The 24484-nt window shown below is 50.6% G+C and carries 19 protein-coding genes and 2 pseudogenes; 18 read left to right on the top strand and 3 right to left on the bottom strand.

Features of this window, described 5'->3' with window-relative positions; genetic code table 11:
- Window positions 1-17 precede the first annotated feature (17 nt).
- From AB1I67_RS21880 to AB1I67_RS21850, 7 genes and pseudogenes are all read left to right on the top strand, one after another.
- Window positions 18-161, top strand: coding sequence for an HAD hydrolase family protein (locus AB1I67_RS21880; protein ID WP_367032447.1), 144 nt, complete (start codon window positions 18-20; stop codon window positions 159-161).
- 286 nt (window positions 162-447) lie between these two features.
- Window positions 448-1533: a 3-isopropylmalate dehydrogenase gene (gene leuB / locus AB1I67_RS21875; protein ID WP_367032446.1), complete on the top strand. Its 1086-nt coding sequence runs from the start codon at window positions 448-450 to the stop codon at window positions 1531-1533.
- 24 nt (window positions 1534-1557) lie between these two features.
- A pseudogene (gene ilvD, locus AB1I67_RS21870) lies at window positions 1558-3220 on the top strand (dihydroxy-acid dehydratase).
- A 20-nt stretch (window positions 3221-3240) separates the two neighbouring features.
- On the top strand, window positions 3241-4947 hold the full coding sequence (gene ilvB, locus AB1I67_RS21865) for a biosynthetic-type acetolactate synthase large subunit (protein ID WP_367032445.1): 1707 nt from the start codon (window positions 3241-3243) through the stop codon (window positions 4945-4947).
- A 46-nt stretch (window positions 4948-4993) separates the two neighbouring features.
- Window positions 4994-6079 carry a 3-phosphoserine/phosphohydroxythreonine transaminase gene (gene serC, locus AB1I67_RS21860; RefSeq protein WP_367032444.1) on the top strand — a complete coding sequence of 362 codons (1086 nt, stop codon included), beginning with the start codon at window positions 4994-4996 and terminating at the stop codon, window positions 6077-6079.
- The gene (locus AB1I67_RS21855) at window positions 6076-7236 is read left to right on the top strand and encodes a phosphoglycerate dehydrogenase (RefSeq protein WP_367032443.1); all 1161 of its coding nucleotides are present in this window, start codon (window positions 6076-6078) and stop codon (window positions 7234-7236) included. The genes serC and AB1I67_RS21855 overlap by 4 nt, the downstream gene beginning before the upstream one ends.
- 34 nt (window positions 7237-7270) lie before the next feature.
- On the top strand, window positions 7271-8512 hold the full coding sequence (locus tag AB1I67_RS21850; protein ID WP_367032441.1) for a DUF1015 family protein: 1242 nt from the start codon (window positions 7271-7273) through the stop codon (window positions 8510-8512).
- 93 nt (window positions 8513-8605) lie between these two features.
- Here the strand turns inward: AB1I67_RS21850 and AB1I67_RS21845 are convergent, their stop codons facing one another.
- The 3 genes from AB1I67_RS21845 to AB1I67_RS21835 all read right to left on the bottom strand — a co-directional run bounded on the left by AB1I67_RS21845 (window position 8606) and on the right by AB1I67_RS21835 (window position 11573).
- On the bottom strand, window positions 8606-8809 hold the full coding sequence (locus AB1I67_RS21845) for a cold-shock protein (protein WP_367032440.1): 204 nt from the start codon (window positions 8807-8809) through the stop codon (window positions 8606-8608).
- 592 nt (window positions 8810-9401) lie between these two features.
- Entirely contained in the window at window positions 9402-10283 is an 882-nt protein-coding gene (locus AB1I67_RS21840; RefSeq protein ID WP_367032438.1) for a S8 family peptidase, read from the bottom strand.
- Window positions 10284-10445: 162 nt separating this feature from the next.
- Window positions 10446-11573 carry a GGDEF domain-containing protein gene (locus tag AB1I67_RS21835; RefSeq protein WP_367032437.1) on the bottom strand — a complete coding sequence of 376 codons (1128 nt, stop codon included), beginning with the start codon at window positions 11571-11573 and terminating at the stop codon, window positions 10446-10448.
- Window positions 11574-11999: 426 nt separating this feature from the next.
- On the opposite strand from AB1I67_RS21835, the gene recA reads away from it, so the two are divergent.
- From recA to AB1I67_RS21780, 11 genes and pseudogenes are all read left to right on the top strand, one after another.
- On the top strand, window positions 12000-13103 hold the full coding sequence (recA, locus tag AB1I67_RS21830) for a recombinase RecA (RefSeq protein WP_367032435.1): 1104 nt from the start codon (window positions 12000-12002) through the stop codon (window positions 13101-13103).
- A complete protein-coding gene (locus tag AB1I67_RS21825) occupies window positions 13090-13548 on the top strand; it encodes a regulatory protein RecX (RefSeq protein WP_367032434.1) in 459 nt (152 codons plus the stop codon). The genes recA and AB1I67_RS21825 overlap by 14 nt, the downstream gene beginning before the upstream one ends.
- A 333-nt stretch (window positions 13549-13881) precedes the next feature.
- Window positions 13882-15426 (top strand): ribonuclease Y, encoded by a 1545-nt coding sequence (gene rny / locus AB1I67_RS21820; protein WP_367032432.1) that lies wholly within the window; start codon window positions 13882-13884, stop codon window positions 15424-15426.
- 329 nt (window positions 15427-15755) lie between these two features.
- Window positions 15756-16442 (top strand): phosphoribosylaminoimidazolesuccinocarboxamide synthase, encoded by a 687-nt coding sequence (locus tag AB1I67_RS21815; protein ID WP_367032430.1) that lies wholly within the window; start codon window positions 15756-15758, stop codon window positions 16440-16442.
- Window positions 16443-16680: 238 nt separating this feature from the next.
- Window positions 16681-18954 carry a histidine kinase gene (locus AB1I67_RS21810; RefSeq protein WP_367032429.1) on the top strand — a complete coding sequence of 758 codons (2274 nt, stop codon included), beginning with the start codon at window positions 16681-16683 and terminating at the stop codon, window positions 18952-18954.
- A gap of 17 nt (window positions 18955-18971) precedes the next feature.
- Complete coding sequence (locus AB1I67_RS21805) at window positions 18972-19784, top strand: response regulator (protein WP_367032427.1); 813 nt, start codon at window positions 18972-18974, stop codon at window positions 19782-19784.
- A 225-nt stretch (window positions 19785-20009) separates the two neighbouring features.
- Entirely contained in the window at window positions 20010-20627 is a 618-nt protein-coding gene (locus tag AB1I67_RS21800; RefSeq protein WP_367032426.1) for an A24 family peptidase, read from the top strand.
- A gap of 34 nt (window positions 20628-20661) precedes the next feature.
- Complete coding sequence (locus tag AB1I67_RS21795) at window positions 20662-20814, top strand: hypothetical protein (RefSeq protein WP_367032425.1); 153 nt, start codon at window positions 20662-20664, stop codon at window positions 20812-20814.
- A gap of 78 nt (window positions 20815-20892) precedes the next feature.
- Window positions 20893-21081 carry a Flp family type IVb pilin gene (locus tag AB1I67_RS21790; protein ID WP_367032423.1) on the top strand — a complete coding sequence of 63 codons (189 nt, stop codon included), beginning with the start codon at window positions 20893-20895 and terminating at the stop codon, window positions 21079-21081.
- 117 nt (window positions 21082-21198) lie between these two features.
- Entirely contained in the window at window positions 21199-23160 is a 1962-nt protein-coding gene (gene cpaB, locus AB1I67_RS21785) for a Flp pilus assembly protein CpaB (RefSeq protein ID WP_367032421.1), read from the top strand.
- Window positions 23157-24483, top strand: a pseudogene (locus AB1I67_RS21780) (CpaF family protein). The gene cpaB and the pseudogene AB1I67_RS21780 overlap by 4 nt, the downstream one beginning before the upstream one ends.
- Window position 24484: the final 1 nt, after the last annotated feature.

Genomic DNA, 24484 nt, shown 5'->3' with positions numbered 1-24484 from the left:
ATATTATCAGTTGAGGGATGTATTTCCGGCATAAAACGGCTTCTGGACCGCTGGGGGGCTCACCGGAGCAGTGCGCTGCCTTTGGGGATGGCGGAAATGATATTGAAATGCTGAATTACTGCGGATACAGTTTTGCCATGGAGAACGGCCTGGAAAAATGATCTGTCTGGCCGGATTGGCTGGATGAGGTACAGACTGAAATGTCTATCGCTCATCCGGCCTTTTACTTTTTGTCTGTTATTTCACGGTTATCCTGGGACGGCACCGTTTATGGGGAATCACATCTTACCATATAATAACTCCCGGTTATGACATGGATTCCATTCTCGTATACTTTTTCAAAACAAATTCCCCGCTTACAGTTGAAAAAAAACTGTAAATGCGCTAAGATGAGAGGAAACACACTTAAAAAGCATGAAAATAGAGGAATAGAAAGAGGGACTGACGATGAATTGTAGGATTGTGACCATTCCCGGTGATGGAATCGGACCGGAGATTGTGCGGGAAGCCTGCCGGGTGCTGGACCAGGTGGGAAAGGTATACGGACATACCTTTACATACACGGAAGTGCTGATGGGCGGCTGTTCCATCGATGCATACGGGGTGCCTTTGACTAAGGAGGCGCTTGAGACAGCAAAACAGAGCGATGCAGTCCTTCTGGGAGCAGTTGGCGGCAACGTGGGGAATTCCAGATGGTACGATGTAGCGCCGAATTTAAGACCAGAAGCGGGGCTGCTGGCTATCCGCAAGGGTCTTAATTTATTTGCGAATATCCGTCCTGCATATCTATATCAGGTGCTTGCTGACGCCTGCCCGCTTAAGAAGGAGATCATTGGTGACGGATTTGATATGGTGATCATGCGGGAGCTGACCGGAGGACTTTATTTTGGCGAGCGCCATACGGAGGAAGTGGACGGCGTGATGCAGGCCACCGACACGCTCACTTACAATGAGAACGAGATCCGCAGGATCGCGGTGAAAGCCTTTGACATTGCTATGAAGCGGAAGAAACGCGTGATCAGCGTGGATAAGGCAAACGTGCTGGATTCCTCCAGGCTCTGGAGGAAGGTAGTGGAGGAAGTGGCGAAGGATTACCCGGAGGTGAAGCTGGAGCATATGCTGGTGGACAACTGCGCCATGCAGCTTGTGATGAATCCGGGACAGTTCGACGTGGTGCTGACCGAGAATATGTTTGGAGATATTTTGTCTGACGAGGCGAGCATGATCACCGGTTCCATCGGTATGCTGTCCTCAGCCAGTTTGAATGAGACAAAGTTCGGCATGTATGAACCGAGCCACGGTTCTGCGCCGGATATTGCCGGCAAAGATATTGCCAACCCGATCGCTACGGTACTTTCCGCAGCGATGATGCTGCGTTATTCCTTTGATCTGGATCAGGAGGCGGACGCCATCGAGGCGGCTGTCCAGAAGGTCCTGACCGACGGCTACCGCACTGCGGACATTATGGCAGACGGCTGCACGAAGGTGGGAACTGTGCAGATGGGCGATCTGCTTGTGGAAAATATCAGATAATGAGATAAAAGGAGGAGTCTAAAGATGAGAAGTGATAATGCAAAATCCGGTATGCAGCAGGCGCCGGCCCGTTCTTTGTTCCGGGCGCTGGGACTTACCGATGAGGAACTGGAGCGTCCGCTCATTGGTATCGTGAGCTCTTATAATGAGATCGTTCCGGGGCATATGAACCTGGATAAGATCGTGGATGCGGTCAAACAGGGCGTTGCCATGGCAGGCGGCACCCCGATCGTGTTCCCGGCTATCGCAGTATGCGACGGGATTGCCATGGGCCATGCGGGGATGAAATACTCTCTGGTCACCCGTGATCTGATCGCCGACTCCACCGAGTGTATGGCGCTGGCTCATCAGTTTGATGCGCTGGTGATGGTTCCCAACTGTGACAAGAATGTGCCGGGACTTCTGATGGCGGCGGCAAGGATCAATATCCCTACTGTGTTCGTCAGCGGCGGCCCAATGCTTGCAGGACACGTAAAAGGACAGAAGCGCAGCCTTTCCAGCATGTTTGAGGCGGTAGGCTCCTATGCGGCAGGCACCATGTCTGAAGAGGATGTAAAAGAATTTGAATGCAAGGTCTGCCCGACCTGCGGCTCCTGCTCCGGCATGTACACGGCCAACAGCATGAACTGCTTAACAGAGGTCCTTGGTATGGGACTGAAGGGCAACGGAACGATCCCGGCGGTATATTCCGAGCGGATCGCGCTGGCCAAGCATGCAGGGATGGCTGTGATGGATATGTTAAAGAAAAATATCTGTCCGAAGGATATCATGACAGAAGCTGCATTTAAGAACGCCCTGACCATGGATATGGCCCTGGGCTGCAGCACCAACAGTATGCTTCATCTTCCGGCGATCGCCCATGAGGCAGGCGTCGAGTTGAATGTAGACATTGCAAATGAGATCAGTGCGAAGACTCCGAACCTGTGCCACCTGGCTCCGGCAGGCCCGACCTATATGGAGGATTTAAATGAAGCGGGCGGGATCTATGCGGTGATGAACGAGGTCAGCAAGCTGGGGCTTTTGGATCTGGACTGCATGACTGTGACAGGAAAGACCGTGGGTGAGAATATCCGGGGTTGTGAGAATAAGGACCCGGAGGTGATCCGCACCATCGATAACCCCTACTCCAAAACAGGCGGCATTGCCGTGCTGCGCGGCAACCTGGCTCCTGATTCCTGCGTGGTGAAGCGCTCTGCAGTGGTTCCGGAGATGCTGCGAGCACGAAGGTCCTGCGAGAGTATTTGACAGCGAGGAAGATGCGATCGAGGCCATCAAGAGCGGAAAGATCGTGGCAGGCGATGTGGTTGTGATCCGTTATGAGGGCCCGAAGGGCGGCCCTGGCATGAGAGAGATGCTAAACCCGACCTCTGCCATCGCAGGCATGGGCCTTGGCTCCTCTGTGGCGCTGATCACCGACGGGCGGTTCAGCGGCGCATCCCGAGGCGCATCCATCGGGCATGTGTGCCCGGAAGCGGCGGCAGGTGGCCCCATCGGGCTGGTTGAGGAGGGGGATATCATTTCCATCGATATCAATGCCAATACCATCAATATGAAGGTGTCCGATGAGGAGCTGGCGAGACGCCGAGCTGCATGGACCCCGAAGACCAAAGAAGTATCCGGTTATTTGAAGCGTTATGCCCAGCTTGTAACCAGTGCGGATAAGGGCGCTGTGCTGAAAGGCAATTAAACCGGGAAAGGAGTTTTAATATGGCGGAAACGAAAGTTTTGAATGGATCGGAGATCGTGATCGAATGTCTGAAGGAACAGGGCGTGAAGACTGTATTCGGATATCCGGGCGGTACGATCTTAAATATATACGATGCGCTTTACAAGCACCAGGATGAGATCACCCATATCCTGACCTCCCATGAGCAGGGAGCGGCCCATGCGGCGGACGGCTATGCAAGGGCCACGGGGAAGGTAGGCGTCTGTATGGCCACATCCGGCCCCGGCGCAACCAACCTGGTGACAGGCATTGCGACAGCATACATGGATTCCATCCCGGTGGTGGCGATCACCTGCAATGTGGGCGTGGATCTGCTGGGCAAGGACAGCTTCCAGGAGGTGGATATCTCCGGAGTGACCATGCCGATCACCAAGTACAACTTTATTGTAAAAGACATTTCCAGACTGGCCTATGTGATCCGCCGGGCATTTACCATCGCCCAGAGCGGAAGACCGGGCCCGGTCCTGATCGACATCACCAAAAATGTGACTGCCGCGGAGTACGAATATACCCCGATGGAGCCGGAACCGATCACCCGGCAGACTGACACAATCCTGGAGGAAGATATGGAGACGGCTTTGGAGCTGATCCGCAATTCCAGGAAGCCCTTTATCTTTGTGGGCGGCGGAGCAGTGCTGTCTGACGCGTCGGAGGAGCTTCGCACCCTGGCCCACAGGATCCAGGCGCCGGTGGCGGATTCCCTTATGGGCAAAGGCGCTTTTGACGGCAGCGACGAGCTGTACACCGGCATGGTGGGCATGCACGGGACCAAGACTTCCAACTTTGGCATTACCGAGTGCGACCTGCTGATCGTGGCGGGCGCCCGTTTCAGCGACCGCGTGACAGGCAATGCATCCAAGTTCGCCAAAAATGCGAAGATATTGCAGATTGACGTGGACCCGGCGGAGATCAATAAAAACATCAGGACCCATGCCAGCATTGTGGGAGATCTAAAGACGGTCTTAAGGAAATTAAACGCCCGTCTGGACCCCATAAACCATGACGAGTGGGTGGCGCATATCGAGCGGATGAAGGATATGTATCCGCTGCGCTATGATAAAAACCTGCTGACCGGCCCGTCCATCATCGAGACGATCGACGAGCTGACCCACGGGGATGCGGTCATTGTCACCGAGGTAGGACAGCACCAGATGTGGGCGGCCCAGTATTACAAATATAAAAAGCCGAGGACGCTTTTGACCTCCGGAGGCCTGGGAACCATGGGCTACGGCCTGGGCGCGGCTCTGGGCGCCAAGATGGGCCTGGGTGATATGGGCTGTCCGGATATTCCTGTGTTCAATATTGCCGGCGACGGCTGTTTCCGCATGAACATGAATGAGATCGCCACGGCAACCCGCTACAATATCCCGGTCATCCAGGTGGTGATCAACAATCATGTATTGGGCATGGTACGCCAGTGGCAGACCCTGTTCTACGGGAAGCGGTATTCCCATACAGTATTAAATGACTCAGTGGATTTCGTGAAACTGGCGGAGGCCATGGGAGCGAAGGCATACCGCGTGACATCCAAAGATGAGTTAAAGCCTGTTCTGGAAGAAGCGATGGCACTTGGAGCGCCGGTAGTCATCGACTGCCAGATCCACTGTGACGACAAGGTGTACCCGATGGTATCTCCGGGAGCGCCGATCCAGGATGCATTTGACGATACTGATCTGAAGATCAATTAATGAACCATTAATTGTCAATAAAACATTAAACAAGGAGGAAGAAACAATGGGGAGAGTCTATAACTTTTCCGCAGGACCCGCCGTTTTGCCGGAGGAAGTCCTGAAGGAAGCCGCAGAGGAAATGCTGGATTACAGAGGCACCGGGATGTCAGTGATGGAGATGAGCCATCGATCTAAAGCGTTTGAGACGATCATCCAGGAAGCCGAGAGCGATCTTCGCGAGCTGATGAATATTCCGGATAACTACAAGATACTGTTCCTGCAGGGCGGCGCCCATTTACAGTTCTCCATGATTCCGCAGAACCTGATGAAGAACGGCGTAGCTGATTATATCATTACCGGTCAGTGGGCGAAAAAGGCATTTAAAGAGGCGCAGAAATATGGGAAGGCAGTTGCGGTTGCGTCCAGTGAGGACAAAACCTTCAGCTATATCCCGGACTGCTCCGACCTGCCCATCGACGATGATGCGGATTATGTGTACATCTGTGAGAATAACACTATTTACGGCACGAAGTTTAAGAACCTGCCGAACACCAAAGGGAAAACCCTGGTGGCAGATGTATCCTCCTGTTTCCTGTCTGAGCCGGTCGATGTGACCAAATACGGTGTGATCTACGGCGGCGTACAGAAGAATATCGGACCGGCAGGCGTGGTCATCGTGATCATCCGTGAGGACCTGATCACTGAAGACGTGCTTCCGGGAACCCCGACCATGTGCCAGTACAAGATCCACGCGGACGCCAAGTCTCTTTATAACACCCCGCCTGCATATGGCATCTACATCTGCGGCAAGGTATTCAAATGGCTGAAAGCGCGCGGCGGCCTGGCGGCAATGAAGGAATACAATGAGAAGAAGGCACAGATCCTCTATGATTTCCTGGACAGCAGCAAGCTGTTTAAGGGTACTGTGGTGAAGGGAGACCGTTCCCTGATGAACGTACCGTTCGTGACGGGTGATGCGGACTTAGACGCCCTGTTCATAAAGGAAGCCACGGCTGCCGGTTTCGTGAACTTAAAAGGCCATCGCAGCGTAGGCGGCATGCGTGCCAGCATCTACAATTCCATGCCGGAGGAAGGCGTGGTAAAGCTGGTTGAATTTATGAAGAAATTTGAGGAGGCGCACCAGGCATGAGAAAAGTCCATTGCATGAATGCCATTTCCAAGTATGGCACAGATCTTTTAGATGACAATTACGTATTAACCGACGATGTAAATGAGGCGGACGGCATCCTGGTCCGCAGCGCATCCCTCCACGAGATGAAGTTTCCGAACTCCCTGCTTGCCATTGCACGCGCCGGCGCCGGTGTGAACAATATCCCGCTGGATGCCTGTGCAGAAGAGGGTATCGTGGTATTCAACACCCCGGGCGCCAATGCCAACGCCGTAAAGGAGCTGGTGGTCGCAGCTATGGTGCTGGCTTCCCGCGATATCATCGGCGGTATCGAGTGGTGCCGGACCATCAAGGATGACCCGAACATCGCCAAGGCGGTGGAGAAGGGTAAAAAAGCCTTTGCAGGCAACGAGATCAAAGGAAAGAAGCTGGGCGTCATCGGTCTTGGCGCGATTGGCGCAGAGGTAGCCAACGCGGCTGCGGCTCTGGGCATGGAAGTGTACGGATATGATCCGTTCATCTCCGTCAATGCGGCGTGGATGCTGTCCCGTGATGTAAAGCATACCACCAGCCTGGATACCATTTATCAGGAGTGCGACTATATTACCGTGCATGTGCCGGCACTGGACAGCACCAGGGGGATGATCAACAAAGACGCATTTGCCCAGATGAAGGATGGCGTGGTGATCATGAACTTTGCCCGGGATATCCTGGTCAATGAGGATGATATGGCTGAGGCGCTGAAATCCGGCAGGGTCAAAACCTATGTGACGGACTTCCCGAACCCGAAGTCTGCCAACATGGAGGGCGCTATCGTAGTCCCACATCTGGGAGCTTCCACTGAGGAGTCCGAGGACAACTGTGCGAAGATGGCAGTCCAGGAGATCATGGATTACCTGGACAATGGCAATATCCGCAATTCCGTCAACTATCCGGCCTGTGATATGGGTGTGAAGAAGACCCCGGCCCGTGTGGCGGTATTACATATGAACGTGCCGAACATGATCGGTCAGATCACCGGGACCCTGGCTTCCGGCGGCATCAACATTTCCGATATGACCAATAAGAGCCGTGAGAAGTATGCATATACCCTGATGGATCTTGAGAAAGAGCCGGACAGCATGACCATCCAGAAGCTCAATGCGATCCAGGGCGTACTGCGCGTTCGGGTGATGTAAGCCTGAATTCTGATATACGGACGGGAGAAAACTTATGGCAGAAATAAGACCGTTCCGGTGTATCCGTCCCAATAAGGAAGTGGCGTCTAACGTGGCGGCACTTCCTTATGACGTTTACAACCGGGAAGAGGCAAAAAAAGTGGTGGAAGCTAATCCACAGTCGTTCCTCATGATCGACCGGGCTGAGACCCAGTTTGATGACGGCATGGATCCCTATGCCCCTGAGGTTTATGAGAAGGCAAAGGAACTGCTATGCAAGTGGCAGCAGGAGGGGATTCTGGTCGCAGACGGGGTAGAGTGCTATTACATCTATGAGCTTACTATGGACGGCCGGGTACAGACCGGAATCGTGGCGTGCGCATCGATGGATGATTATGTAAGCGGCGTGATTGCCCGGCATGAGAACACGCGGGAAGACAAGGAACTGGACCGGATCCGTCACGTAGATGTGACAGACGCGCATACAGGTCCGATCTTTTTGGCATACCGTTCTGATACGGAGATCAATAAGCTGGTGGAGCTGGTAAAGGGGACGGAGCCTTTATATGGTTTTACTGCGGAGGACGGCGTTTCCCACAGGGTATGGCGGATAGAAGATGCAGGCCAGATCGCCCGTGTCCAGGCGCGATTTGCGGCGATCCCCAGGGTTTATATAGCAGACGGCCATCACAGGGCGGCATCCGCCGTAAAAGTGGGCTTAAAACGCCGCCAGGAGCATCCGGACTATACCGGAGAGGAGCCGTTCAACTTTTTCTTGTCGGTACTGTTCCCGGACGACCAGCTTTTGATCATGCCCTACAACAGGGTGGTGAAGGATTTAAATGGACTTGATAAAAAGGATTTTCTGGAGAAGGTAAAGAAGTGTTTCTTCCTGGAGGAAGCAAAAGAGGGAGCTGTGAGGCCGGATCAGAAACATCAGGCAGGCATGTACCTGGATCAGGCCTGGTATCGTCTGACCATCAAGCCGGAATATACCACCGAAGACCCGGTGGAAGGGCTGGACGTATCTCTGCTCCAGAATCTGCTGCTGGGCCCTGTTTTAGGTATCGGGGATCCTCGCACTGACAAACGGATCCAGTTTGTCGGCGGCATACGCGGCACCGCAGAGCTGGAACGCATAGTGGATGGAGGAGCAGCAGTGGCTTTTTCCATGTACCCGACATCGATCCAGGAGCTGTTTGCTGTAGCAGACGCCGGGCTTTTGATGCCGCCCAAATCCACCTGGTTTGAACCAAAACTGCGGAGCGGCCTGTTTATCCACAGACTGAGCGAATAGTGCACTTTTCCGTGACATAAAAAATGCTGCAAGCCGGAGCGGTCTTCCGCATCCGGTTTGCAGCATTTTGCAAATGGTCTTCTATAAGATGACTTATGCAGCCTTTACGTTAACAGCCTGAACGCCGCGGTTGCCCTGGGTCGTATCAAACGTTACTCTCTGGCCGTCTTCTAAAGACTTGTAGCCATCTGTAGCAATGCCGGAAAAGTGTACGAACACTTCCTCGCCAGTCTCATCATTGGTGATAAATCCAAAACCCTTCGTGCTGTTAAACCACTTTACTGTACCGTTATTCATAATAGGTACCTCCAAATTATAATATTATATTCCCATAAAATAAAAAATCACATGCTTTTGTAAGTAATCAATAAAAATTCATGACTTACAAAAACATGCGAAATCAAAATCTTATTAAAAATACTCCTAAATCTTATCATAGAAATCCCACCCTGTCAAGCGCTAATTTCAGAAAATTCAAAATTTTCTTAAAAAATAACTCTATCACCCAAAACACAAAAACCACCAGCATAATTCCACCACCACCCAGCAAAGCCACCGCCCAACAAATCCACCACCCAGCAAAGCCAGTACACAGCAACCGATCCACAACCTGGCTGAGAGAGGAATCGGGCGGGGGTGCATGGGGCGGCGGAAGCAGCGCTGCATATTGCGGAGGCCTGGAGGCACTTAGGACGTGGCGGCAGAGGAGACGGGGGCTCCGTCTGACGCACCACGTCAGGCGGAGAGGGGACCGGATCCTCTGCCGTCAGGTCCTTAGTACCTCCTGCCGACGACAAACAGCAGCGCTGCCCGCCGCCCCATGCGCCCCCGCCCGATTCCTCTCCCAACGCACTTATCATCGGTTGCGTACCCTCCCTCCCCAATCCATTTACTGCAGCAACCTATCCAGATCCAGCCTCCCCCACCCCTGCTGATTTCTAGGCAGTCCGATATCGACGGCCCGCTCCCGCAGAAAAAGCTTCACATCCCGGTTGCTCATATCCGGATATTTTTCCAGGAGAAGCGCCAGCGCGCCGGATACGAATGGTGTCGCCATGCTGGTTCCGCTTTTGCAGGTGTATTCGCCGCGCTTGTTGGAGCAGCTGGTGATAGAGGCGCCCGGAGCTACGATGTCCGGTTTACAGATGCAGGCCCCGGTGGGGCCGCGGCCGGAATAGTCGATCATCCGGTTGCCCATCACATTGACCTCCTTGTGATCATCGGAGCATCCCACAGTGATGACTTTGCGGCTGATGCCCGGAGTGGTGATGGTGCCGGTCTTGGGCCCCATATTGCCCGCTGCGACTACCACCACCAGCCCGGCATCCCAGGTTTCATTGACTCCCCGCACCAGTGCGGAGTTCTCACCCATATTCCGGCGGGAAAAAGAACCGACGGAAATATTTACGATCCGGATATTGTATACATCGCGGTTTTCACGAATCCATCGGAGGCCGGACAAGACGTCTGAGGCATAACCATTTCCACGCCGGTCCAGGACCTTTACCGGGATCAGATGACAGCGGGGGGCAACGCCGCAGTATAAGCTGTTTCCGCAGCCGTTTCCGCCGATGATCCCGCAGACGTGGGTGCCGTGGCCGTTATCGTCGTAGGGGTCCGTGCGGCGCTGCACCATGTCGCAGAAAGCGGCAATTCTATTGTTTAGATCCTCATGGGGAAAACAGCCGGTATCCAGGACCGCCACGCCGATCCCCTTCCCGGTAAATCCGGCCGTTTCCTCCTCATGAGTCTCAATATCTGCCTGATTCACATAAATTACCTGTATCCTTCTTCTGTTTTCACTATTAGGGTATTCCGGGAAACGTGCTCCATTGACGGGTGGAATCTTAATAATTTCTTCAGAATCTATTTAAACAATATACACACTTTTTCTGAGGGGGTGTGTTATACTAAAGCCATAAGAGATGCAGAATTAAATCCTTAATCCTTTTTTGAAATCCGAATTCCGTAAGAAGAATGACCCCTGAGCCCCCATCACGGCACGGGGGCTTTTTCTTTGTGTTTTCGCTTGTCCGTATACATATTGTGGTCGGCACGCTCTAAAAGAGTGGTCAGGCAGCAGTTGCCTGCAGGCGGCGGACATGGCGTAACCGCAGGCATAGCTTAAGCGGATACTGCCGCTGTACTGATTGAAAAGGGAGATCGCATCCTGAATGCCCTTCAGGATGTTATGGACCTGCGCGGCTGAAGTGCCGCGGAGGATAGCGATGAATTCATCTCCGCCGTATCTTCCAACAAAATGTTCCTCCGGTATGGAAGTACGGAGGATGTGGGCGAAATTCAGGATCATGGTATCGCCGGCTATGTGTCCCAGCGTATCATTTACCTCTTTTAAGTTATTTAAGTCAAACATGATGCAGCAGGTGGGGGAGGATAAGGGCTGATGATCCGAGAAAAATTCCTCACAGCGGCTCTTGTTGGGAAGCCCCGTATGTAAATCCATATACGCCTTCTGACGCAGTTCCCGGTTGAACCGGGCCAGCTGCAGGGCTTCTAAGGATTGCTGCAGAAGGAGGAGCATAACAGCGATCGTAAGGAGGATTGACCAGGTTTCGATATGTCCTGCCCGTCGTATGCATGTTTGGGAGTAGGTTTCCGCCGCGTTGACGGCGTCATCGGCGAGCCGGAAGTATTCCTCGCTCATTTCCAGAAGCCGGGTCTGCTCATAAGGGTGGGTGCGGGCAAGAGAAAGTTCTGTTTTTAAGTCATCCCAGCAGGCGGTCAGTTCGGTCAGACTGTTGGAGTAACCTGCATCTGGAAGCGCTGGGAGATGATGGATGCCGCCTCCGGTCTGGAGCGAGGTGATGATCTCATCCAGGGAATTTTCCAGGTCTGTGTTTTTTAACCCCGCGATCTCGAGCTTTACAAGACGCTGGGTACCTCCGCGCACGAAAGAGATGTATTCCAGGACCATGGACGTTTCCTGGATCTGCTTCACATGGAATGTCATGGAGAATATGAGAAAGACCATACCGATCAGCAGAAGGCCCTGAAGGAGCTGTCTGATGTACCGGATATGGCCTGTATGAAAATGGATCACAAATATGCCTCCTTTCCCGCTGCCGCGCGGACTTTCCAGATTACAGGATTATTGTAAGTTCCCTGCGGATGGCTGTCAAGAAAAGGTCTCCGACAAAGATTGATAAAGATTGATAAAAATGGCCCTGATTTTCCCATTTTGCAGTTTGACACGTTCTCCATGGTATGATATATTGGATTTGCAGTTCAAAGGCAGTTCAGCCTGTTATCCGGCGTATCGCCAGAATCCCGGATTGGAATGTATTGCAGCTACAGGACCATGGCAGCCAGAGGCGTGGTTTTTAAAGAATGGAGGGAGTGCTGATACAAAGCGGAGATTAAACAATGATTATCAGAGGATTATTACAGGAAAAAATAAGTTGACAATTAACCAGGATTATACTATGATTAGAACAGAATAAGAACATTTGTTCGTTTGGAGGATAATATGAATAAAGATGATAAGTTAAAAGCATTGGATGCCGCCATTACCCAGATAGAGAAGTCCTATGGAAAGGGCTCCATCATGAGGCTGGGGGATTCCGGCGCCAATATGAATATTGAGACTACACCGACCGGTTCCATCAGTTTGGATATTGCCCTGGGCCTCGGCGGCGTGCCGAAGGGAAGGGTGATCGAGGTCTACGGCCCGGAGTCCAGTGGTAAGACCACGGTGGCCCTCCATATGGTTGCCGAGGTACAGAAGAGGGGCGGGATCGCAGGCTTTATCGATGCAGAGCACGCTTTAGACCCGGTTTATGCGAAGAATATCGGCGTGGATATTGACAATCTCTACATATCCCAGCCGGATACCGGTGAGCAGGCACTTGAGATCACTGAGACGATGGTGCGCTCCGGTGCTGTGGACATTGTGATCGTAGACTCTGTAGCGGCGCTGGTGCCGAAGGCGGAGATCGACGGCGAGATGGGAGATTCCCATGTGGGCCTGCAGGCGCGTTTGATGTCACAGGGGTTAAGGAAGCTTACTGGTATCATCAGCAAGTCCAACTGTTCGGTGATCTTTATCAACCAGCTGCGCGAAAAGATCGGCGTTATGTTCGGCAACCCGGAGACTACTACCGGCGGCCGTGCGCTGAAGTTTTACGCTTCCGTCCGTTTGGATGTACGTCGTGTTGAGTCGATCAAGCAGGGCGGAGAGGTGGTTGGGAACCACGTCCGCGTCAAGGTTGTGAAGAACAAGATCGCACCGCCGTTTAAAGAGGCGGAGTTTGACATCATGTTTGGGCAGGGCATTTCCCGTGAGGGTGATATCCTGGATCTGGCGGCGAAGGACAACGTGATCGAGAAGAGCGGCGCATGGTATGCATATAACGGCGCCAAGATCGGACAGGGCCGGGAGAATGCCAAGAACTACTTAAAGGAGCATCCGGAGGTCTTTGATGAGGTGGAGCAGAAGGTGCGCGAGCTTCATGGCCTGCAGGGCGACAGCGTAGCAGCGGCGTCAGCGGCTCCGGCAGGGAAGTCCGCTGCGCCCGACAGTGGGAAAGCGAAGACCGCTGACCAGCCGGTAAGCGACGATGAAAAAGCATAAATCTGCGAGGGAGTGTGCCCTCTCTCTCCTGGAGTACAGGGACCGCACGGAGCAGCAGATGCGGCAGAAGCTGAAGGAGCGGGAGTATGGACCGCAGGAGATAGAGGAAGCGCTCTCCTTTTTAAAGGAATACCATTATATAGATGACGCGGATTATGCTGAAAGGTATATCCGCGTTTATTCGCGTAAAAAGAGCACCCGCCAGATCCGGTTTGATCTGGAGCGGAAAGGGATTGCCCGTGATGTGGTGGAACAGTATCTGGAGGAATCGCCGGTGGATGAGGAGGGCCAGATCCGGGAGTATCTGCTGAAGAAGGGGTGCAGGCCGGGGGAACGGCTGGATGCGGCGGTTTATAAAAAGATTACAGCGGGGCTTTGCCGCAGAGGATTCTCTTATGAGGCGATCCGAAGGGTTATGGACAGGATGCTGCGGGAGGATGAGTAGGAGAAGTGCATGAGGGGCAAGGGAGGATTGGCGGGGGTACGCCATGCATTCATAATTTGGCGGGGCGGATGGATTGGCCGGGGGAGAGGATTTAGGCCGCCAAATTATTCATTACGGGCGTTCCGCCCTATAGAAATATGGAAAGGATTTTGCCTTTGTAAGCAAGCTTCCAAATTCAAAATTCTTTCCATATTTCTGCATGGCTGAATCTTGGAAAATATTGTCCAACAAAAAAGGAATCGGGAGCTAATAGACTTGACATTATGCATAAAACAGTTTAAAATTATACTGTTGTATTGGTGTACAATGAAAATTAAATAAGGAGGTGCTCCTGTGTCAACGATAGTAGCAGTTGTAGTAACACTGCTCGTTGTGGCGCCTATTACCTGGAGATTAGCGATCGTCCATCGGCAGAAAACTTATGAAGCCAAGATTGGGACCGCTGAGGTAAAAGCCAGGGAAATAATAGATGAAGCGTTAAAGACGGCAGAGACAAAGAAGCGTGAAGCTCTCCTGGAGGCGAAAGAAGAGTCTATTAAGACGAAGAATGAGCTGGATAAAGAGACCAAGGAAAGACGAGCAGAGCTTCAACGTTATGAAAGACGTGTACTGAGTAAAGAAGAAAACTTAGACAAAAAAGCAGAAAACATGGAACGACGGGAAGCGAATCTTGCAGCCCGGGAGGAAGCCCTGAACAAAAGGAATGCCGAGACTGAGGCATTGTACGAAAAAGGGATACAGGAACTGGAGAGAATCTCCGGCCTAACCTCCGAACAAGCAAAAGAATATCTTTTAAGATCTGTTGAGGCGGAGGTCAAACATGACACTGCCAAGATGATTAAGGAACTGGAAAACAAGGCAAAAGAAGAAGCTGACAAGAAGGCCAAGGACTATGTGGTTACCGCGATCCAGAGATGTGCGGCCGATCATGTGGCTGAGACCACCGTTTCTGTTGTACAGCTTCCTAACGATGAGATGAAGGGCCGCATCATTGGACGAGAAGGGCGGAATATCCGTACTTTGGAGACCATGACCGGCGTTGAGTTGATTATTGACGATACCCCGGAAGCAGTAGTATTGTCCGGATTTGATCCGATCCGACGGGAAGTCGCAAGGATTGCTTTGGAACGTCTGATTGTGGACGGACGGATTCATCCGGCCAGAATCGAAGAAATGGTAGAGAAAGCGCAGAAAGAAGTAGAAGCAAATATGCGGGAAGACGGCGAGGCGGCCACACTTGAGGTGGGCATCCACGGCATCCATCCTGAGCTTGTGAAGCTTCTTGGCAAGATGAAATTCAGGACCAGTTATGGACAGAACGCACTGAAACACTCCATGGAAGTAGCACAGTTGTCAGGACTTCTGGCAGCCGAGGTAGGAGTGGATGTCCGTATGGCAAAACGTGCCGGTTTATTACATGACATCGGTAAATCCATTGACCATGAGATGGAAGGCTCCCATGTTCAGCTTGGTTCAGACCTTTGCAGGAAATACAAAGAGTCTGCCATAGTGATCAATTCGGTTGAGTCCCATCATGGCGATGTTGAGCCGCAGAGCCTGATCGCATGCATTGTACAGGCTGCTGATACCATATCCGCAGCAAGGCCCGGTGCAAGGCGTGAGACTCTGGAAACATATACGAACAGATTGAAGCAGTTAGAAGATATCACAAACTCCTTCAAGGGAGTAGACAAGTCTTTTGCTATTCAGGCAGGCCGAGAGGTCAGGATCATGGTAGTTCCGGAGCAGGTAAGCGACGACGACATGATCTTGATGGCGCGCGAGATTTCCAAGCGTATTGAGGATGAGCTGGAATATCCGGGTCAGATCAAGGTGAATGTGATCCGCGAGTCCCGTGCGACCGACTACGCGAAATAATTATACGAAAATGCAGATAAATACCCCCAATTGTAAGAATCCAGGATTCATACAATTGGGGGTATTTTTTTGATCCCTAGTTCACTAAGCTTTTAAATTTGCCAGGTGAGTTAATATAGCGGCTGAAAATGGCTGCAAAATATGGAAACTCAAGAATGATACATATTGCTTTTCTCAAAAAAGTTATGTATAATTATTTTATTTGTTATAGCTTGGCAATAGAAAGCAGCAGGCAGAAATAATTTATTTGAAAACTGTGTGTACTTACATACGGCTAGAACAAAAAACCAAAAGATAACAGGCTAAAGCGAAAACAAGGAGGATTCAAAATGAGAGTTCTGTACGAAGGCAAAACCAAGAATGTCCTTACTGATGACGAGACCGGTGCAGTCTATCTGTTTTTTAAAGACAGTGCAACCGGTGAGAACGGTGTGTTTGATCCCGGCTCCAATACCGTAGGGGGAAGCGTTGAAGGGAAGGGAAAGGTTGGACTTAAGATAACCAGCTACTTCTTTGAGCTTATGGAGAAGAACGGTATCCCGACTCATTACATCGGTGCGGATATTGAAAAGGGCCTGATGGAAGTGCGCAAGGTAACGGTTCCGCCGCTGGAGTTTGTGCTGCGTTATTTCACTGCCGGAAGTATGTGCAGGCGGTTTACACTGGAGGAGGGAATCCCGTTTGACCCGCCATATCTTGAGGTGACTTTAAAGGATGACGAGCAGGGCGATCCGCTGATCAGCGACCGTTTATGCCAGATGAAAGGGCTGCTTGCACCGGGACAGTATGAGGAAGCTCTGGGCGTTCTGACGAAGGTCGGTGAAGTGCTGAGACGCGAGCTGGCTGGCATGGGTTATACCCTGATCGATTTTAAGATCGAGCTGGGTTATGATGAGACTGGAAAGGTTGTTGTGGCGGATGAGATCACACCAGATATCTGGCGTATCAAAGACGAGAACGGCAACATCCCGAATCAGATCGACTGTGCTAAGATGCTCCTGGAGAAGATCGGTTAATTCATATTAAACGCAGGAAACTGCAGGAGAATATAGTTCAAATGTACAGAGCAGGTGAGCCACGGAGGTTAAGCTTCGTGGATTGCCTGCTCTGTTTATGCCATTTTAAGGTACAAGGGCAGGATCATATGTGAAAAACAGGTCGCCAGGCTTACATTTTTCACGCTTTTAGAACACAGGAAATGGTATACTGATACTATTTAACAAGGTACGGTATTTCGGATTGGAGGTGCAGCGGATGGCATATCAGAATGTATTTAGGGTGAATGTTCGTAAAAATACAATAGAATCTATTGCATCGCCTGCATCTGGGCAGGATGGGGACAGAGCTTGCTGCTATGAACAGTGGCTTGAGGATTTTCTGGACAGCGGGCGGGATATTTTTCCGGGGATGGACAGCCATCTTCTTTCCCTGGGGGCTTTGAGGGAAGCAGTCTTCAATGGAGAGGAAAGGAGCTTGTATTTTCGGCGGGGAAAGGATGGGCTTCGGTGGTATCAAGTAAAAATATTGGCACAGCAGGGGAGTGAAGACTGCCTTGTGATCGTCATGGACATTCATAAGGGGTTTGCAGAAAAAAGGAAAGAGCGCAGGATATCCGTATATCAGAAGACGCGCAGAAGCCTGGCTTTTTTTAGGGAACGCGGTCTGACCTGCGGATTATTAGTGCGGAATGTCAATGATGATAAAATCTGCTTTTCGGATAAAAAAGTAAAAGCGTTCCTGAATAACCGATCATCTGAAGAAAACTGGGAAACACAGAGGAGCGCAGCAAGAAAACGGGTGAGAAATTCCATCGGACATAATTATATCGAAGACTCAGACTCTTATAATGACTGCTTCAGTGTGGAAATGGAGAACGGCCAGTTTCAGTGGGTTCATCTGGTTGGAGAGACGCTGGTGATGGAATCAGGAAGACGGTATCAATATCTGAGATATTTCTGTGTGCCGTTGGAGGAACGGGCGCTGCGTCCGGCGGCAAATGAGATGAAAAGCGGACGTTTGACAGAACTGGTGGAAAGCTATCTTTTTGAGTGGAATATAGAAGACAATCATTTGACACTGGCAGATAACTGGAATACCAAGTTTTGTGCGGTCGGAGCCAGCAGCCATGGATTTCGGAAAATTGAACAGTATATTTATAAGGATGATATCCCCAAAGTGCGGAAGATGTTTAATGCGATACTTTCCGGGGATATAGAAGACAATATTTTAATCCGGTTTTTTGTATATGATGAGTACGGAAAGGAGCGGGCCGACTGGTGCAGCATCAACCTGATCAGTGTGCTGTATGATGGTAAGGTTCCCATGTATGTGGTCGGAAGCGTCCGGGATTTAAGTTCCAAACTGAAAATGGTGATGGAGACAACGCTGAAGGAGCACGGAGTATCAAGAGAGATGGTCGGCAGGGCGCGGCTTCTGGTGGACCATATGATACGAAAAGGCCCGGAAGGCAGCAGACACGCTATGATTGCAATAAAAATGCGCGCCCTGGATGAGGATAATAATACAGGGATGGAGCTTCTCATTTATCAATATATGGAGCTTGTTACCCGTATGATATATCCGGATGATATTGTTTGGGTGGATAACTACAACCTGATGCTTTTTTTGCGTAATGTGGGTGACGACTTAAACGCGAGGAAAAAGGCGGAACGGATTTGCCGTATATTGGAGAATCGTGAAAACGGGGAATTGATGGCAGACGTCGGTGTGGCGATGTTTCCAGAAAACGGCGATAGCTTTGACAGCCTGATGGCACAGGTGAAGGCTGATCTATGGAATGGGACAGGAACGTTTGACTGCGGGGATGATAACATACAAAGTGAGGGGATCATGAGCGCCTACAGCTCTGTCAATATTATTTCGGATATTCTTGATGAGTGGTACCGCACGATCAAGACGAACAATGTATTGAAAGAAAGAATGGAGCTTACAAAGGCGCAGCTGCTGTTAAGCCAGATCAAGCCCCACTTCATCTACAACGTCCTTGCCAATATTAAATCACTCATCTATACGGATGCGGATAAGGCGGCTGACATTGTAGTAGCTTTTACAAAATATCTCCGGGTCCAGCTCAACGCGATTGGCAAGGAAGATATGGCTTCTTTTACAGATATTCTTGGTTTTGTCCGCAATTACATAGAGATTGAGAAAAGCCGTTTTCCAGGAAAAATAATGGAGAGCTACGATATCGGATATGATGATTTTAAAATGCCTCATTTTATATTGCAACCTGTTGTTGAAAATGCAATCAAACATGGTATCTGTAAACGTGAAACTCCAGGCAGGCTTGTGATCAGATCTTACCTTCAAGACGGGGTTGTTGTGATTGAGGTGGAGGACGATGGCATTGGGTGTGATATCTTAAACTCCAAAAAGGAGCAAAAGGACGGTGGGGTTGGGCTTGAAAATGTTAGGATGAGACTGCATCACCTGGTAAAAGGCACATTAAAGATGGAGAGCAGCCTGGGCCATGGAACCAGGGTTACGATCAACATGCCGAAGAAATAACGATATGGGGTGAGAATATGCTTGCAATAGTGGTGGATGATGAAATCAATATTCTGGAGGATATCAAAAGAAATCTTTTGAGGATAGAGGGGGTAGAGTGCCGTGGAGCGTTCTTATCTTCTCTTGAAGCACTCAAGTTCGTTCACAAAAATACCGTGGAGCTGGCTATACTGGATATTGAAATGCCGGGACTCAATGGAATTGAGCTTGCTTCCATGATGAAGGATGTGCAGCCGGATATACAGTTTATATTTGTGACGGGGTATGATGACTATGCACTGGCTGCATATCGTCTTCATGCAATGGACTACATAACAAAACCATTTTCATTTGCCGAGTTCAGCCAGGCCGTAACCAGGGTGGGGATTATGGTGGATAAGCTTGGGGCGGGGAATCAGAACCTGACCAGCCGGATTGAAGTGCGGACATTTGGAAAGTTTGATGTATATGTGGACGGCACCCCTCTTTTCTTTAAGTACAGCAAGGCAAAAGAACTGTTTGCTTATCTGGTGAACGCCAGGGGCGGGGACGTCTCCATGGAGCAGGTGGTATCAGCATTGTGGGAAGGCCGTGTTTATGATGACAAGGTAAAGCAGCTGTACCGGAAGGCGGTCTCTGTAATGCGTGCTACGTTCCGGGAAGCGGACTGCCAGGATATCTGTTCTTATTACCGGAGCTATCTGGCGGCGAACAATAAGAAGTTTCAATGCGACTATTATCAGTTTATGGAAGGGAACGGGGATATACGGAAATCTTTTATGGATAATTATATGCCGGAGTATTCGTGGGCGGAGGAAACCAATGCGATGCTCAGTAATATGATAAATTAGAACGCTTCGGCGTTCTTTTTTTTTAAGAAAAACGTCATAATTCACGCTTCTGTAGCGGATGTGAGACAGAACTGTAACTATGCTTGTGCTATGATGTAACCATAATAAAGAAGTGATAAAAACAGAGGGGATTTACCGATGGCAGAAAGTTTTTCACCAGGATTGATTTTGGGGTGCATCGTCGCGGGAACAGCAGGTTTGGTTGTTGGTAAGAGGATGCCACAGATGAGTTTATGCCTGATCAAGTACAAAGAAGCTAAAAAAGGAAAAGCTTATCCGTCTTATCTGTTTCCGGAGTGGAGAAGCTGGCTTTATGCAGCAGGGCTGGCAGCGATCTGGATCTGGACCATGGTGGTTTACTGGAACAACCCGTTGCAGACCGCGTTTCTGGCAGTGTTGTCAACTGTGGCAATGGTGATCATCTATATAGACAACCGCTACCGGATTATTGCAAATGAGATCACATTTCCTTTAATGATATGCGGGCTTGTGATGAATCTGGCGGTAGGAGGAGTAAAGGGAGCGGCAGGAAGTCTGGCTGCGGCAGCGATCGGTTTTCTGCTGTGCATGGTATCGGCTGCCATTACAAGGAATAGAGGCGCTGTCGGCGCAGGAGACGTAAAGCTTATGATGGCGGCGGCTCTTGTGAGCGGATATCCGGGGTTTATGTATCTGCTGATGTTTATGGCAGCAGCGATGGGAATTTACTGTGTGGCAGGTCTCTGTACAAGAAGATTAACCCTGAAAAGCTATTTTCCCATGGGAGGATTTATTGCAGCAGGTATGGTGTTCGCCTTTTTTGAAGGGTCATTGATGCCATGGCTTTATCAGATGCTTAGATGACCTTCTGGGTACAGGAAGTGAGGCGGGGATGAACATGAAAAAGTGGATTCAGGATGAGGAGGCAGGTCAGGGGCTGGTGGAGTATGCCTTGATTCTTATCATTGCCTCGGTGGCAGCCATTGTGGCGCTTAAGAGGATCGGAACGACGGTGTCCGGATTTTTTAGCCTGGCGGAGGGCAGTTTTTGAATCAATAAGCGGGAATACAAAAGATTCTTTGCTTTTGAGATAAAAGTAAAATACAACATAATAGCAGGAGGATGAATCATGAGAGGATTTAATGAGATGAAAAAGTGGTTTGTGGAAGAAGAAAGCGGCCAGGGCATGGTGGAGTACGGTTTGATTATCGTTCTGATTGCCATCGCCGTAATAACAGCGCTTACGGGAGTTGGCAAAAATCTGACTGATAAGTTTGATGAGATTGGCAAGGCAATTGGGGGAGCCCAGACCCCGTAAAAACCGGATTTGTTTATGACAGGAGAGAGACATTGCAGTAGAGAGAACCAAATCTCTTTATCTTGCAGTGTCTTTCTTTCAAAACGGGTATAAATACATTGCAGAAAGGGCAAGCCGATGAAGAAGACAAAACTGATCGCCCTGCTGGCGGCCATCATCGCGACATTTGCCGTGTGGTCCGCGCTGAACAGCCGCAAAGAAATACGGCTTTCAAAGGAAAGAATGATTCCGGTCGTCACGGCCAGAGTTGGGATACCGGATGGTGCCGTGATTGATGCAGGAATGCTGACAGTGAAAGAGATACCAGAGGCGTTTGTAGCCGGTTCCGTATTTGCGGAGATCGGGGATGTGGTAAAGAATGTGGCAAAAGGAGATATTGCTCCGGGAGAACAGATTACAAAGGGACGCCTTTCTTCTGCTGAAGCAGATGAAGTAGGGCTCGCCTACCGGATCCAGAAGGGCAAACGGGCGATCACGCTGGAAGTGGGGGTAGAGGCGGGGATAGCCAATATGATTGTCCCCGGCAACAAAGTAGATATCCTGGAAACGAACCTGAATGCAACCGGAGGGCTCACAACCGGTTATTTGCTGCAGGGAGTGGAGGTTTTAGCAGTGGATTCCCATCTGAGAAGGTGGGATGGGGCAGGCGCCGATGCGTATGGCAGCGTTACACTGTCTGTCACACCGGAGGAAGCACTGATTGTGGAAATGGACAGCTTCACTGCGAGAACGGTCAATGGCGGGAATATCCGTCTGCTGTTGAGGCCTCAGGACGACGACGGGCTTTCGACGGTTCAGTATGTTGAAGTGGGAGCGGTTCAGGAGCAGGTCTGCAGCGCCGTCCAGCCAACCGGAAGAACTGGGACAGGAGTAAGGGAAATGAATATCAGGACGCTGTTAGTTGGATTTGACGATAATATGAGGGACAGGCTTACTTATTATTTTAGTGAGTCTGAGATCGAGATAAAAGGTGAGATAAGGGATTTAGCACATGGAACGGAAGCGATAGACAGGTACAAGCCGGGGCTGCTTCTTGTCACGGCGTCGGAGGAACGGAAGCTTTTGATGTTCTGTCAGCAGGTTTACATCCTGTATCCGGAAGTGACCATGGTTGTGGTATCTGATACTGCCGAGCCGGAGCTGCTTGAGCTGGCTATGGAGGCGGGGATACGCAGAGTGATAGCTCCGATGCCGCAGAAGGAGGAGCTGGTCAGTACGCTTAAGGAGCTTTGCATCAATGAGAGCTCCAGGCATTTTAACCGGCTTGAACAGGACGCATCCGTGCCCAAAACAGAGGTACTTTTTGTGACAGGGGCAAGCGGCGGGATCGGCAGGACAACCCTTGCTGTGAATCTTGCCGTGAAATTGGCTGCATCACGGCGAAAGGTAGTTCTGCTGGATTTTGACATGCAGTATGGGGACAGCAGCCTGTTCCTTGGAATTGAACCCAAGCAGACGCTGGCGGAGCTTCTGCAGGAGCAGAAAACACCGACCCTGGATACGGTCAACTCTTATTTAGACTACCATCAGTCAGGGATAAAAGTGTTATTTGGACCCAGAAGCCCTGAGTATGCAGAGACCATCAGCGGCAAAAATATCGAAAAGATAGTCGGCATCCTGCGGAATTACTATGACTATATTGTGATAGACGGAGCAGTGGGATTTGGGGAGGTTAATCTGTCGGTCCTTGATTTCAGTACGACAGTTATGATGGTTGCTCAGCCACAGATCTGCAACCTGAAAAACACAAAAAAAGCGCTGCTTCTTTTGAATTCCCTCAATATGGAGCAGAAGGTACGCCTGGTGCTTAAGGAGACTCCTTCCAAATCCATTTCCATCTCTGATGTGGAGCGGGTCCTGGGAAGAAAAGTGGATACGGTACTGCCGTATGATGAAAAATCTACGACCTCAGCGCTCAACCAGGGAAAGCCTGTCGTTATGTGTGCGCCTAAAAGCCCTTATACGCTGGGGGTAGCACGTCTTAGCGCCATGCTGGAAGGGGCCGTTCCTTCGGCAGGCGGAAAAAAGAAAGCAGGAAGGCGTACGCGGAGAAAACTTACAAAGCGGGGTAAAACATGAGCCTTTTAGAGCGACTGGAGCGGGCGAAGCTCGTAAAGGCGGCACAGGAAAAGGATGTGCAGCCGGAAACCATAGAATACTACGATGAATACGAAGAGTTTAAAGATAAAATCCACATGACGTTGGTGAAGCGGGCGAACACTTCGTCACCGGATGAAAAAATGGTTGATATTAAAACAGTGATAACCCAGTTGGTGGAGGATGGCGGAGAAGAATTTTCAAAATCGACAAAACAAAAGCTGATTCAGCAGATATACGATGAAACACAGGGGCTTGGCCCTCTCGAAAAGCTTTTGAGAGATGATACGATCAGCGAGATCATGGTAAACGGTCCCTATAGTGTTTATGTGGAGCGAAAGGGGCGCCTTGAACTGACGGATATTAAGCTGAAGGATGACCGCTATGTACTGGAGCTGATCGGGAAGATAGCAGGACCGATCGGCCGGCGTTGTGATGAGGCAAGTCCCATGCTGGATGCCAGGCTTCCTGACGGATCACGAGTCAATGCGATCATCCCCCCTCTTTCATTAAAAGGCCCCTCCCTGACAATCCGTAAATTCTCAAAGGTCCCTCTAAGGGCCGAAGATCTAATTGAATATGGATCCGCTTCCTTTCAAATGATGAACTTCCTTGAGGCCTGCGTGAGATCCAGGGCCAATATTATCGTGTGCGGAGGAACCGGCAGTGGTAAGACCACCCTGCTCAATATTCTGTCTGCCTATATACCGGATGACGAGCGGATCGTGACAATTGAAGATTCGGCTGAGCTGCGAGCTCAGCCAGCGCCACACGATCACTCTGGAGAGCAGGCCGGCAAATGCAGAGGGCATGGGACTGGTCACGATCCGTGATCTGGTCCGCAACTCCCTGCGTATGCGCCCGGACCGAATCGTTGTTGGCGAGTGCCGTTCCGGCGAGACGCTTGATATGCTTCAGGCAATGAACACGGGACACGATGGTTCCATGACAACGGCACATGCCAATTCTGCCCGGGACGTTATATCCAGATTGGAGACCATGGTACTGATGGCTGGTATGGAGCTGCCCGTCAAGGCGATCCGGGAACAGATAGCCTCCGCTTTTGATATTATTGTGAACCAGGCCAGAATGAAGGATGGCAGCAGAAAGATTGTGGAAATTTCAGAAGTGGTCGGTATGGAATCAGATGTGGTTACACTTCAGACGATCTACCAGTTTCAGCTGGAGGGCTATGACAATACGGGAAAAGCACTGGGACATTTCCGTCCCACCGGGATACGGCCGAGAGTGGTGGATAAGATGGAGGACCACGGGATCCACGCCCTGGATTCCTGGTTCGCGTAGA

Origin of the sequence: Clostridium sp. AN503, from assembly GCF_040719375.1 — a bacterium.
In the GTDB taxonomy this organism is placed as follows: Bacteria; Bacillota; Clostridia; order Lachnospirales; family Lachnospiraceae; genus Brotaphodocola.
The sequence above is the reverse complement of the archived record's forward strand: the minus strand, read 5'-3'. Positions and strand labels throughout refer to the sequence as shown.

Excerpts from the sequence above, each read along its gene's own strand:
- AB1I67_RS21880 (WP_367032447.1), top strand. The coding sequence starts at position 18 with ATGTATTTCCGGCATAAAACGGCTTCTGGACCGCTGGGGGGCTCACCG.
- leuB (WP_367032446.1), top strand. The coding sequence starts at position 448 with ATGAATTGTAGGATTGTGACCATTCCCGGTGATGGAATCGGACCGGAG.
- ilvB (WP_367032445.1), top strand. The coding sequence starts at position 3,241 with ATGGCGGAAACGAAAGTTTTGAATGGATCGGAGATCGTGATCGAATGT.
- serC (WP_367032444.1), top strand. The coding sequence starts at position 4,994 with ATGGGGAGAGTCTATAACTTTTCCGCAGGACCCGCCGTTTTGCCGGAG.
- AB1I67_RS21855 (WP_367032443.1), top strand. The coding sequence starts at position 6,076 with ATGAGAAAAGTCCATTGCATGAATGCCATTTCCAAGTATGGCACAGAT.
- AB1I67_RS21850 (WP_367032441.1), top strand. The coding sequence starts at position 7,271 with ATGGCAGAAATAAGACCGTTCCGGTGTATCCGTCCCAATAAGGAAGTG.
- AB1I67_RS21845 (WP_367032440.1), bottom strand. The coding sequence starts at position 8,809 with ATGAATAACGGTACAGTAAAGTGGTTTAACAGCACGAAGGGTTTTGGA.
- recA (WP_367032435.1), top strand. The coding sequence starts at position 12,000 with ATGAATAAAGATGATAAGTTAAAAGCATTGGATGCCGCCATTACCCAG.
- AB1I67_RS21825 (WP_367032434.1), top strand. The coding sequence starts at position 13,090 with ATGAAAAAGCATAAATCTGCGAGGGAGTGTGCCCTCTCTCTCCTGGAG.
- AB1I67_RS21815 (WP_367032430.1), top strand. The coding sequence starts at position 15,756 with ATGAGAGTTCTGTACGAAGGCAAAACCAAGAATGTCCTTACTGATGAC.
- AB1I67_RS21810 (WP_367032429.1), top strand. The coding sequence starts at position 16,681 with ATGGCATATCAGAATGTATTTAGGGTGAATGTTCGTAAAAATACAATA.
- AB1I67_RS21805 (WP_367032427.1), top strand. The coding sequence starts at position 18,972 with ATGCTTGCAATAGTGGTGGATGATGAAATCAATATTCTGGAGGATATC.
- AB1I67_RS21800 (WP_367032426.1), top strand. The coding sequence starts at position 20,010 with ATGAGTTTATGCCTGATCAAGTACAAAGAAGCTAAAAAAGGAAAAGCT.
- AB1I67_RS21795 (WP_367032425.1), top strand. The coding sequence starts at position 20,662 with ATGAAAAAGTGGATTCAGGATGAGGAGGCAGGTCAGGGGCTGGTGGAG.
- AB1I67_RS21790 (WP_367032423.1), top strand. The coding sequence starts at position 20,893 with ATGAGAGGATTTAATGAGATGAAAAAGTGGTTTGTGGAAGAAGAAAGC.
- cpaB (WP_367032421.1), top strand. The coding sequence starts at position 21,199 with ATGAAGAAGACAAAACTGATCGCCCTGCTGGCGGCCATCATCGCGACA.